Genomic DNA, 11,206 nt, shown 5'->3' on the forward strand with positions numbered 1-11,206 from the left:
ACCGGGTTCTTCACCACCGGGCTCTTCACCACCGGGCTCTTCACCACCGGGTTCTTCACCACCGGGCTCTTCACCACCGGGTTCTTCACCACCGGGCTCTTCACCACCGGGCTCTTCACCACCGGGTTCTTCACCACCGGGCTCTTCACCACCGGGTTCTTCACCACCGGGCTCTTCACCACCGGGTTCTTCACCACCGGGTTCTTCACCACCGGGTTCTTCACCACCGGGCTCTTCACCACCGGGCTCTTCACCACCAGGTTCTTCGCCACCGGGCTCCTCACCACCGGGTTCTTCACCGCCGGGTTCTTCGCCCCCGGTTGGGTTATCAACACCGCCATTGGAGGGCGTGCCGTTTTCTTGGGAAGGTCCGTCCCCAGATCTCTGGTCTGAGACACCGATCGACGCGGTAGCGAAGTCACTTAGCAGACCTGCCAGCGGGGCGCATTCTGCACCGACGCGCGCCAGAATCTGATCGAAGTCATGACGGCGTTGAATATAGCGGATCATGCCGGATGTCACGGCATCGCATTCGCACAAAACCTGAGCAGACGCAGCGGATTGCCGCGCTGTTGCAACCGTACATGCCCCAGCGGCAAAGGTTTCACCGGCAGGTGAAAGCAGAAAAGTTGTCCCAATAAAAAACAGTGGAAACTTACGAGCTCTTTTACCCATTTTGAACTCCTTGTAACTCGATAACTAAACTTCGTCCTTCTATGCACCATTCCCGTGTCGGTGTTTGTGAAGGACGTCACACTTCTGACGTGTTTTGACCATAATTTGAGGGCGCCTACAATATCTTGTTGGTGAGGTTTGTGTCAGAAACCTTCAACCATATGGAGAAAACTGTTATTTTTCAAATAAAAACCGGGCAGTGAGCCCGGTTTTTCTGATTTCGTCTTTTGTCGAATTGGAAGCAAATTTGCCACACTAATGCCATTGTTTCCGTTTGGTCAGTTTGCAACCTGAGGGTGTTCTAGGCAGATTTGGCCATCCGCTTACGCTCGTGCGGGTCAAGAAAACGCTTCCGCAGACGCACCGCGTTTGGTGTGACTTCCACAAGTTCATCATCGTCGATATAGGCAATTGCCTCCTCCAGTGAGAACTGGATATGCGGCGTCAGGCGGACCGCGTCGTCGGATCCACTGGCGCGTACGTTTGTCAACTTCTTGCCTTTGAGCGGGTTTACTTCCAGATCGTTGTCGCGCGAGTGTTCGCCGATCACCATACCCTGGTACACGTCTGTTTGGGGACCAACAAACATGCGGCCACGCTCTTCCAGGTTCCACAGCGCATAAGCCACGGCCTGACCTTTCTCCATCGAGATCAGAACACCTGCACGACGGCCCGGAATCTGCCCCTTATGTGGCGCCCAGTCATGGAACACGCGGTTAAGTACACCCGTGCCGCGCGTGTCGGTCAGGAATTCGCCATGGTAACCAATCAGACCGCGGGACGGGACATGGGCGATGATCCGCGTCTTGCCCGTACCGGCTGGGCGCATCTCGACCAGTTCACCCTTACGTGCGCCGGTAACCTTTTCAATTACGGAACCAGAATATTCGTCATCCACGTCAATGGTAACTTCTTCGATGGGCTCAAGCCGCTGCCCGTCTTCTTCACGGAACAGAACCTGCGGGCGCGAGATGCTGAGCTCAAAGCCTTCTCGGCGCATATTCTCGATCAGAACGCCCATTTGCAACTCGCCACGGCCCGCAACCTCGAACGCCTCACCGCCGGGGGTGTCGGTGACACGGATGGCGACGTTCGACTCGGCTTCCTTCATCAGGCGGTCACGAATGACGCGAGATTGAACTTTTTTGCCGTCACGGCCTGCCAGCGGAGAATCATTGATACCGAAGGTCACGGTAATGGTCGGTGGATCGATGGGCTGCGCGGGCAGGGCCTCAGTGACCTGAGGGGCAACCAGCGAATCCGCTACGGTGGCTTTGCTCATGCCAGCGATTGTCACGATGTCGCCTGCTTCGGCCACGTCAATGGGCTGTTGAGCCAGCCCCCGGAACGCCAGGATTTTCGTGGCGCGGAAGTTTTCGATGACCGAACCATCGCGACTGAGCGCCTTGAGGTTGTCGCCAGCCTTCAGCGTGCCGCTTTCCACACGACCGGTCAGGATACGACCGATGAAGGGATCGCTGCCCAATGTCGTGGCCAGCATCCGGAAGGGTTCATTTTTGTGTTCGACCTGCTTCGGGGCAGGGACATGATCGACGATCAGGTCGAATAGCGCACTCAAGTCCTTGCGGGGGCCGTCCAGTTCCATATCCGCCCAGCCCGAACGGCCCGAGGCGTACATTGAAGGGAAATCCAGCTGGTCGTCGTCCGCGCCGAGATTGGCGAACAGGTCAAAGCATTCGTCCAATGCGCGGTCAGGTTCGGCATCCGGCTTATCGACCTTGTTCAGAACCACGATCGGACGTAGGCCCAGCGCCAGTGCCTTGGACGTTACAAACTTGGTCTGGGGCATCGGGCCTTCTGCGGCGTCCACCAACAGAACAACACCGTCGACCATGCTGAGAATGCGCTCGACCTCGCCGCCGAAATCGGCGTGGCCAGGGGTGTCGACGATATTGATGCGCGTGTCTTTCCATTCTACCGACGTGGCCTTGGCCAGGATGGTGATGCCGCGTTCACGCTCCAGGTCGTTACTGTCCATGGCGCGTTCCGCGACGGCCTGATTTTCCCGGAATGCACCGGATTGTTTGAGCAGCTCGTCCACCAGGGTCGTTTTGCCGTGGTCCACGTGAGCGATGATTGCGATGTTGCGCAGGTCCATGAGAGGTCAGCCTTTGAACGGGAAGTTGCCGCGCGCATAACGCGGCGCGGCAAAATATACCAGCCCTAACCGGCCTTCAGTGTCCGGCAGTCTTTGAAAAGAGGTGAATGATCAGGATTCCCGCCAGAATCATCGCCAATCCGAGAATTGCCGGCCAATCCAAACGCTGACCGAAAACGATAAAACCGATGAGCGCGATCAGAAAGATGCCTAGTCCGGACCAAATAGCATAGACAATGCCGACAGGCATGACCTTCAACGTCATCGCCAAAAGGTAGAATGCAAACGCGTACCCAACGATAACGATCACGGATGGCCAGAACCGTGTAAACTGCTGGCTGGCTTGCAAGGCCGTTGTGCCAATGGTTTCAGCCAGCACAGCCAGCAATAGATACAGATAGGCTTGGGGCATTTGAATACCTCGGAAAAGGGTGCGTCGGGTGGCCTGAGGGTGATTTGTGTGAGTGAAATACGCGGGCCGTCATGTTGTCTACAAGATTACCTTGGGTCAGGTATACCTGACTGTTTTTTCAGTCGAATGAATGTAATATTCGCTGCATATTTTTTCATTTTGTTAACGAGTTTTGAGCGATGACGTTATTTGCGAAATCAATCATATTTGCTTCGGGTCTGATAGTGGCGATTGGGTGGCTTGCTGACGGGGGGTCCGTCGAAGTGAATGCAGCCAACTTGGTTCAACAGTTTGATGGTAGTAGTGTTTTTTGAACGCCGCTAGAAACCAAGCAAGAAAGAAGGAGCCTTCAGGCTCCTTTTTTTATGCTTGAGGATCGGCTGTTTTGCCATTTTCGAAATGCGCAACCAGTTGCGGTTTCAGCCAGTCCCACAGCTGAGGCGCTCCCGCTGCAATAGCTGGTCGGACACGCGTTACAATCTGGTCGAATTTCACTTTGTATTCGACCCATGACCCGCCACCTGTTTCCAGATTTGCTATGGGTGTCTGAAAGCGGTCAACAGCCTTTGCAAACCTAGCTTCTGCGGTCTCAGCCGCCTCAAACTCGTGCCAAAGTTCAGTAAATGGCCTGTGTTGACAGTCAGGCAAAAGGCCAAACAATCGCTTGGCGGCGGCCTGTTCCTTGGCTTCCTGTTCCGCGTGGTCGACATGTCCATGGATCGGGTGGTCGCCCGCGTCGATTTCGACAACATCGTGCAAAAGCAACATCTGGAGGGTTCGGTCCACTTGAACGTCCGAATGCGCGTATTCCGACAATACCCATGCGTAGAGCATGACATGCCACGAATGTTCCGCCGAATTCTCGAACCTGTCACTGGCCATCAGGCGTGACGCGCGCAGAACAGATTTCAACTGGTCCGCTTCTGTAAGAAACGCCAATCTTTTCGTGAACGCGTCATCCTGAGGGTCCGAGTTGGTCAAGAGGTTTGTGGCATGCTGGTGCGCCAATGGAAACGCATGGGCCAGATACGCTGCGCGCCCGTTTGCCAGATTCGACCGCGCAATCTCCACATGATCCTCTCGTGGGTCGGTGGCGCACAGAACCTGAAACAGCGGCTGGCAGCGATCCAGAATCTTGGCAAACCGGGCATCCGGGGTTTGGTCCGCCTCGAATTCGTGCCAGAGCGAAAGAAATTCCTGCGCCTGTTCGTCGGGCAACAGGCCAAACAATTCCTGTGCTGCGGCCTGTTCAGCCTCGGCCACGGTGTCCCAATCCGTGTTGAGGTGAATCGGGTGATCACCTGTCACGATCTCAACCAGATCATGCAGCAGCAACATGCGGATGACCCGGTCGACCGAGATGTCCGGCCCGGCCAGCGGTGCCATGACCATTGCCCACAAAGCCAAGTGCCAGCTGTGTTCAGCAGAGTTTTCGGGCCTTGATTGGTCAAGCAGGACATTTGCCCGCTCGACCAGTTTCAGATTGTCGGCCCGTTTCAGAAATGCGACCTGCGCAGCCAGGCGATTGGTCATTGCTTTTCAATTGCCTTGAGTTTCGCGCGATGCGTGGCGAGGCGCTTGATCACGAATTGTCTGGCCTTGCGTTCGGCCAGACGCACGCGGATTTCCGTCAGGAAAGCCTCCTCCAGTGATTGCGACGCCGCACCAAGCACTTCACCTACCTCCACGAAGAACCGGTCTTCGCCAGTTTCGTCCATGACCTTCATCGTATCTTCGGCCAGTTTGGCCGCGAGCGATGTGATGGTGTCGGACATTAGCGGGTGTTCTCGGTCAGCCGACGTTTCACATAGTCGCTGACATCTGTGATCAGCGTGTCCATGTGGCGTTCCTGGAAGAAATGATCCGCGCCCTCAACCTCGTTATGGGTGATTGTGATTCCTTTTTGCTCGTGCAGCTTGTTGACCAGCGCGGTGGTATCCGCTGGTGGTGCCACACGGTCAGCCGATCCGTTGATGATCAGACCCGAAGACGGGCAGGGCGCAAGGAAGGAAAAGTCATACATGTTGGCAGGCGGTGACACGCTAATGAAACCCGTGATTTCGGGGCGGCGCATCAGCAACTGCATTCCAATCCACGCCCCAAACGAAAAGCCTGCAACCCAGCAGTGTTTCGAGTTGTTGTTCATGGATTGCAGGTAATCCAGCGCAGATGCCGCATCGCTCAGCTCGCCTACGCCCTGATCGTATTCGCCCTGGCTGCGACCGACGCCGCGGAAGTTAAAGCGCAGCACGGTGAAGCCCATGTTGTAAAAGGCATAGTGCAGGTTATAGACCACCTTGTTGTTCATGGTCCCGCCGAACTGAGGATGCGGGTGAAGCACGATAGCGATCGGTGCGTCTTTTTCCTTTTGCGGGTGGTAGCGGCCTTCCAGGCGGCCTTCGGGTCCGGGAAAAATCACCTCGGGCATGTGTGCTTTGGTCCTGTCATTTTCGTGCGGGTATCCGGATATACTTGACTATAATCGTCGGACACCTTAGAACGGTTCTAATTACATTGCTTGGCGCAATCGCGCTGTCAGTCGGAGATACGCACTGGCAGCGTCGGCGTCAATGATTTCGCGCAAATCCGGCTAAAAGGGGGCAGGGAATGAAGCTTTCGACCAAAGGGCGTTACGCAATGGTCGCTTTGGCGGATATTGCGCTTCAGCCAACAGACCGGCTGGTAACCCTGGGCGAAATCTCGGAACGGCAGGACATTTCTCTGCCGTATCTTGAGCAGCTCTTCGTCAAGCTGCGTCGCGCGGAACTCGTTGCATCAGTCCGTGGGCCCGGTGGAGGGTATCGTCTTGCACGTCCCGCCTCCGAGATTCGCGTGGTCGAGGTTCTTGCGGCCGTGGATGAGACGGTTGATGCCCTGCAAAAAGGGGCCGGAGCATCCGGTGCGTCATCGGGCAGCAGGGCGCAATCCTTGACGAACCGCTTGTGGGAAAGCCTAAGCGCGCATGTTTATGTCTTTTTGCATCAGACGCGCCTGTCGGATGTGATCAGGAACGACCTTGCGCCTTGCCCGGCAGTTCCAAGCCTGTTTTCCGTCGTGGATGAATGAGCTGGGTAAGTCGAACATGCATATGAGTTCCGTGCGGGAAAAGATGTATCCATGAAACGTGTTTATCTGGATCATAACGCGACCACGCCGCTGCGACCCGAAGCGCGCGAAGCGATGATCGCGGCGATGGATGTGGTCGGGAACCCGTCATCTGTTCATGCAGAAGGGCGTGCCGCAAAAGCGTTGGTTGAACGTGCGCGGGCGCAAGTCGCCGAGGCCGTCGGTTGCCGTCCGCAAGAGGTCATATTTACCTCTGGCGCGACCGAAGCGGCGCGGGTTCTGCAAAATCGCCCCGAAGGCTGCGACGTCTTTGTCGACAGCACTGCCCACGATGCGCTGTGGTCGCATTTCGATCTGACCCATTGTAGCGAGCATCCCTTTGGCCCTGGGCACATATTGGCGATGGGGCTTGCGAACTCCGAAACCGGAGTCATCACGCAGCCGCCACAGAAAGTTGAGAACCAGTGGCCCTATGGCGCGCGGCGCGCGGACTGGCTGTTGCTGGATATTACGCAGGTTGTCGGACGCATTCCATTTTCCTTCGCCTGGAGCGGCGCTGATATGGCGATCCTGTCGGCGCATAAGATTGGCGGGCCAAAAGGTGTTGGCGCTTTGATCCTGCGGCAAGGTATCGATATCGAACCTTTGGCCAGCGGCGGCGGTCAGGAGATGGGGCGAAGATCCGGAACTGAAAATGTGGTGGGTATCGCCGGATTTGGCGCGGCTGCCGAAGCTGCTCAGCGCGATCTGGCTGATGGAGTATGGGAAAAAGTCAGCGAACTTAGAAATATTCTAGAAAACGCCCTTGAGGCTGGTTCAATATCTACTATTTTTGTCGGGAAAGATCAGGAGCGACTCCCGAATACCCTGTGTTTCGCGACGCCCGGCTGGAAAGGCGAAACGCAGGTGATGCAGATGGATTTGTCGGGCTTTGCCATCAGTGCAGGATCCGCCTGTTCCAGCGGCAAAGTCAAAACCAGTCGGGTTCTGACAGCAATGGGATTTGATGAGACGGTGGCGTCATGCGCAATCCGCGTATCGTTGGGGCCAGAGACGACTGAAGAAGATGTGCTGCGTTTCGCCGAAACGTGGCTTGAAAAAGAGAAAAAGCATCGCGCGCGGGCTGCGTGATCTGACGGAGGGTAAGTCATGGCCGCTTTGGACCAGACCCAGGTAAAAGAAGGTGTCGATCAGGAAACCGTGGACGCGGTTCGCGAGGTCGGCACATACAAATATGGCTGGGACACCGATATCGAGATGGAATACGCGCCCAAAGGCGTGAACCCGGATATCGTCCGTCTGATCTCGGGGAAAAACGATGAGCCTGAGTGGATGACCGAATGGCGTCTGGCCGCGTTCGAGCGTTGGACAAAAATGGAAGAGCCCAAATGGGCGATGGTTCACTACCCGCCAATCGATTTTCAGAACCAGTATTACTATGCCCGCCCCAAATCGATGGAAGAGAAACCCAAATCTCTGGATGAGGTTGATCCAAAGCTGCTCGCCACTTACGAAAAGCTTGGTATCCCTCTGAAAGAACAGATGATTCTGGCTGGTGTTGAAGGGGCAGAGGATGCACCTGCCGAAGGCCGCAAGGTAGCGGTCGATGCAGTGTTTGACTCGGTTTCCGTGGGTACGACCTTTCAGGCCGAACTGAAAAAGGCAGGCGTGATCTTCTGCTCGATCTCTGAGGCGATCAAAGAGCATCCTGAGTTGGTCAAGAAGTACCTGGGAACCGTGGTTCCCGTATCGGACAATTTCTATGCAACATTGAATTCAGCTGTATTCTCGGATGGCTCATTCGTCTACATCCCGCCGGGCGTTCGCTGCCCGATGGAACTAAGCACGTATTTCCGCATCAACGCCGAGAACACGGGCCAGTTCGAACGCACCCTGATCATTGCTGACAAGGGCTCGTACGTCTCATATCTGGAAGGCTGTACTGCACCCCAGCGTGACACGGCACAACTTCATGCTGCCGTGGTCGAGATCATCGTCGAAGAAGATGCCGAGGTGAAATACTCGACCGTTCAGAACTGGTTTCCGGGGGACGAAAACGGCAAGGGCGGTATCTATAACTTCGTGACCAAACGCGCCGACTGCCGGGGTGACCGGTCGAAGGTGATGTGGACGCAGGTGGAAACCGGATCGGCCGTGACATGGAAATACCCGTCCTGCATCCTGCGCGGCAATGAAAGCCAAGGTGAATTCTATTCGATCGCGATTGCCAACAATTATCAGCAGGCTGATACCGGCACAAAGATGATACATCTGGGCAAAAACACCAAGTCGCGCATCGTGTCCAAGGGCATCAGTGCGGGTAAGGCCCAGAACACCTATCGTGGGCTAGTGTCGATGCACCCGAAAGCCAAGGACAGCAGGAACTACACGCAGTGTGACAGTCTGCTGATCGGTGACAAGTGCGGCGCACATACGGTTCCCTATATCGAGGTCAGGAACAACTCGAGCCGCGTTGAGCACGAGGCGACGACGTCAAAAGTGGATGACGATCAGCTGTTCTACTGCCGTCAGCGCGGCATGGATGAGGAAGAAGCCGTAGCGCTGGTGGTCAACGGGTTCTGCAAAGATGTGCTTCAGGCGCTTCCGATGGAGTTTGCGATGGAAGCACAGCAGTTGGTGGCCATCTCACTTGAAGGTTCGGTTGGGTAATGACGCGGTCACCCGGAACCCGCATCCGTAAGGATGATGTGCTGACCTGGCTTGGGTACGCATTGCCGGTTCTGGGCGGTCTGCTTGGCGTGGCCTACGTCAACACCCATTACATGGAATTCATCAACCCGGTTTGGGCAGTAGGTGGCGGGGCAGTCCTGGGTTGGATCCTCGGCAGACTGATCCGCAGATTACTGGGCTAGAACAATGCGGGGCCACGGCGCCCCTTGCGATACGCAAAGGACAAAAAATGCTGGAAATCAAAAACCTGCACGTACAGCTTGAAGAAGAAGACAAACAGATCCTCAAAGGTGTAGACCTGACGGTCGAGGCTGGCAAGGTACACGCGATCATGGGGCCGAACGGGTCGGGCAAATCGACCCTCAGCTATGTTCTGTCGGGGCGCGACGGGTACGAAGTTACCGAAGGTTCGGCCACTCTGGACGGTCAGGACCTGCTGGAGATGGAACCGGAAGAACGCGCAGCAGCAGGTGTTTTCCTGGCCTTCCAATACCCGGTTGAAATACCCGGCGTTGGCAACATGACGTTCTTGCGCACCGCAGTAAACGCGCAGCGCAAGGCCCGTGGAGAAGAGGAACTGTCTGCCGCAGACTTCCTGAAAGAGGTGCGTACCAAGGCCAAGACGCTAAAGATCGACGCGGATATGCTTAAGCGCCCGGTCAATGTTGGTTTTTCGGGCGGTGAGAAAAAGCGTAACGAAATCCTGCAGATGGCCATGCTTGAACCCAAGATGTGCATCATGGACGAAACCGACTCGGGCCTTGATGTGGACGCGATGAAACTGGTGGCCGAAGGTGTGAATGCCCTGCGGGACGAAGGCCGTGGGTTTCTGGTGATCACGCATTATCAGCGCCTGCTGGATCACATCAAACCGGATGTTGTGCATATCATGGCCAATGGTCGCATCGTTAAGACGGGCGGACCTGAACTGGCGCTTGAAGTTGAAAACAACGGTTATGCTGACATTCTGGCCGAGGTGAACTGATGGCTTTGCCGAAAGCGAAACAATCCGCAACCGAGGCGCGTCTGGCTGCGCTGACCATGCCCGACGCGGGCTGCACCCGTGGTGCACGCGAAGACGCTTTGGCGCGTGTTCTGGAATCCGGGTTGCCGGGGCGCCGGGATGAGTATTGGAAATACACCCAGCCCGACAGTCTGATTTCTGCCGAGGCTTTGCCTGCGGCGGTGTTTGTCAATGATGAACCGGTACTTTTCAACGACCTCGACCGTTTGAAAATAGTCTTTGTCGACGGGGTGTTCAGCGCCGAGGAATCCGATGATCTGTCGCTGGACGGTGTCAAGATCGACCGGATTGAAGACATCTGCTGCAAAGACATTCATTGGGCAAAAGACCTGTATGGCGTTCTGGAAGCGCGTGGCCAGTCCCCGGTTCAGCGCCCGTTGGCTGCATTGAACACGGCCTTTGCGTCGGACGGCGTTGCTATTCACGTTACGGGCAAACCCTCTAAACCGATCAACCTGATCTATCGTCATGCCTCACCGACATCCGACGCGATCCTGCATCACGTTATTCGTGTGGAAAGCGGGGCCGAGGTGACAATTCTTGAATCCGGTCCGGCGGCGTCGCGTTTCAACAAATGCATGGAGATTGAAATCGCCGACAAGGGGACGCTGCATCATGTGCGGGCACAAGGCAGGGACCATGAACGTCGTGCCGCGACCCATATGTTCACACGTTTGGGGGCAGAGTCGGTCTACAAGTCCTTCACCTTGACAGCGAATGGTGTGCTGACCCGTAACGAACAGGTCGTTGAACTGACCGGCGACAATGCTGTGGCGCATGTGGCCGGGGCCTGTGTTGGGGATGGTGATTTCCACCATGATGACACGGTGTTCATCACCCATGACGCGGTGAATTGCGAAAGCCGTCAGGTCTTTAAGAAAGTGCTGCGCAACGGTGCGACAGGAGTGTTTCAGGGCAAGATCCTTGTAAAGGAAGGGGCCCAGAAAACCGATGGGTACCAGATCAGCCAATCGCTGCTTTTGGATGATGACAGCCAGTTCCTCGCCAAACCCGAACTTGAGATCTACGCCGATGATGTGGCGTGTTCCCACGGCTCAACCTCGGGCGCGATTGACGAAACGGCGCTGTTCTATCTTCGGTCACGGGGTGTTCCGGTCAAGGACGCGACCAACATGTTGACGCTGGCATTCCTGGCAGAAGCAGTGGACGAGATCGAAGACAACGCTTTGGCAGATGAAATCGTAAGCCGTCTGGAAGG

The 11,206-nt window shown here is 56.0% G+C and carries 12 protein-coding genes; 6 read left to right on the plus strand and 6 right to left on the minus strand.

The annotated features are described in order from the left end of the window. From AC2FND_RS18045 to AC2FND_RS18070, 6 genes are all read right to left on the minus strand, one after another. Nucleotides 1–675 (minus strand): hypothetical protein (locus AC2FND_RS18045; RefSeq protein ID WP_496771167.1); only part of this gene is annotated, 675 nt, incomplete at its 3' end. A 301-nt stretch (nt 676–976) separates the two neighbouring features. Further along, entirely contained in the window at nt 977–2,794 is a 1,818-nt protein-coding gene (typA, locus tag AC2FND_RS18050) for a translational GTPase TypA (RefSeq protein WP_209596307.1), read from the minus strand. 76 nt (nt 2,795–2,870) lie between these two features. After that, complete coding sequence (locus AC2FND_RS18055) at nt 2,871–3,206, minus strand: SMR family transporter (protein ID WP_209596305.1); 336 nt, start codon at nt 3,204–3,206, stop codon at nt 2,871–2,873. A 363-nt stretch (nt 3,207–3,569) separates the two neighbouring features. After that, the gene (locus AC2FND_RS18060; protein WP_496771168.1) at nt 3,570–4,739 is read right to left on the minus strand and encodes an HD domain-containing protein; all 1,170 of its coding nucleotides are present in this window, start codon (nt 4,737–4,739) and stop codon (nt 3,570–3,572) included. Next, on the minus strand, nt 4,736–4,981 hold the full coding sequence (locus AC2FND_RS18065) for a hypothetical protein (protein ID WP_209503892.1): 246 nt from the start codon (nt 4,979–4,981) through the stop codon (nt 4,736–4,738). Before AC2FND_RS18065 ends, AC2FND_RS18060 begins: the two co-directional genes overlap by 4 nt. Next, a complete protein-coding gene (locus tag AC2FND_RS18070) occupies nt 4,981–5,634 on the minus strand; it encodes an alpha/beta hydrolase (RefSeq protein WP_209503893.1) in 654 nt (217 codons plus the stop codon). The genes AC2FND_RS18065 and AC2FND_RS18070 overlap by 1 nt, the downstream gene beginning before the upstream one ends. A 179-nt stretch (nt 5,635–5,813) precedes the next feature. Between AC2FND_RS18070 and iscR the strand changes: the two genes are divergently transcribed. The 6 genes from iscR to sufD form a co-directional block, all read left to right on the plus strand. Beyond that, nucleotides 5,814–6,272: a Fe-S cluster assembly transcriptional regulator IscR gene (gene iscR, locus AC2FND_RS18075; RefSeq protein ID WP_209596301.1), complete on the plus strand. Its 459-nt coding sequence runs from the start codon at nt 5,814–5,816 to the stop codon at nt 6,270–6,272. Nucleotides 6,273–6,323: 51 nt separating this feature from the next. Then, complete coding sequence (locus tag AC2FND_RS18080) at nt 6,324–7,403, plus strand: cysteine desulfurase family protein (RefSeq protein WP_496771169.1); 1,080 nt, start codon at nt 6,324–6,326, stop codon at nt 7,401–7,403. 18 nt (nt 7,404–7,421) lie between these two features. Next, entirely contained in the window at nt 7,422–8,942 is a 1,521-nt protein-coding gene (gene sufB, locus AC2FND_RS18085) for a Fe-S cluster assembly protein SufB (protein ID WP_209503896.1), read from the plus strand. After that, a complete protein-coding gene (locus tag AC2FND_RS18090) occupies nt 8,942–9,145 on the plus strand; it encodes a hypothetical protein (protein WP_496771170.1) in 204 nt (67 codons plus the stop codon). The genes sufB and AC2FND_RS18090 overlap by 1 nt, the downstream gene beginning before the upstream one ends. A 47-nt stretch (nt 9,146–9,192) precedes the next feature. Continuing rightward, nucleotides 9,193–9,948 (plus strand): Fe-S cluster assembly ATPase SufC, encoded by a 756-nt coding sequence (gene sufC / locus AC2FND_RS18095; protein WP_496771171.1) that lies wholly within the window; start codon nt 9,193–9,195, stop codon nt 9,946–9,948. Beyond that, a partial coding sequence (gene sufD, locus AC2FND_RS18100) for a Fe-S cluster assembly protein SufD (protein WP_496771172.1) occupies nt 9,948–11,206 on the plus strand: 1,259 nt, incomplete at its 3' end. The genes sufC and sufD, both read left to right, overlap by 1 nt.

Source organism: Ruegeria sp. BHSB056 (genome assembly GCF_059613305.1).

What these genes read in the sequence shown, in the direction of transcription:
- typA (WP_209596307.1), bottom strand. Translation starts at nt 2,794, where the DNA reads ATGGACCTGCGCAACATCGCAATCATCGCTCACGTGGACCACGGCAAA.
- AC2FND_RS18055 (WP_209596305.1), bottom strand. Translation starts at nt 3,206, where the DNA reads ATGCCCCAAGCCTATCTGTATCTATTGCTGGCTGTGCTGGCTGAAACC.
- AC2FND_RS18060 (WP_496771168.1), bottom strand. Translation starts at nt 4,739, where the DNA reads ATGACCAATCGCCTGGCTGCGCAGGTCGCATTTCTGAAACGGGCCGAC.
- AC2FND_RS18065 (WP_209503892.1), bottom strand. Translation starts at nt 4,981, where the DNA reads ATGTCCGACACCATCACATCGCTCGCGGCCAAACTGGCCGAAGATACG.
- AC2FND_RS18070 (WP_209503893.1), bottom strand. Translation starts at nt 5,634, where the DNA reads ATGCCCGAGGTGATTTTTCCCGGACCCGAAGGCCGCCTGGAAGGCCGC.
- iscR (WP_209596301.1), top strand. Translation starts at nt 5,814, where the DNA reads ATGAAGCTTTCGACCAAAGGGCGTTACGCAATGGTCGCTTTGGCGGAT.
- AC2FND_RS18080 (WP_496771169.1), top strand. Translation starts at nt 6,324, where the DNA reads ATGAAACGTGTTTATCTGGATCATAACGCGACCACGCCGCTGCGACCC.
- sufB (WP_209503896.1), top strand. Translation starts at nt 7,422, where the DNA reads ATGGCCGCTTTGGACCAGACCCAGGTAAAAGAAGGTGTCGATCAGGAA.
- AC2FND_RS18090 (WP_496771170.1), top strand. Translation starts at nt 8,942, where the DNA reads ATGACGCGGTCACCCGGAACCCGCATCCGTAAGGATGATGTGCTGACC.
- sufC (WP_496771171.1), top strand. Translation starts at nt 9,193, where the DNA reads ATGCTGGAAATCAAAAACCTGCACGTACAGCTTGAAGAAGAAGACAAA.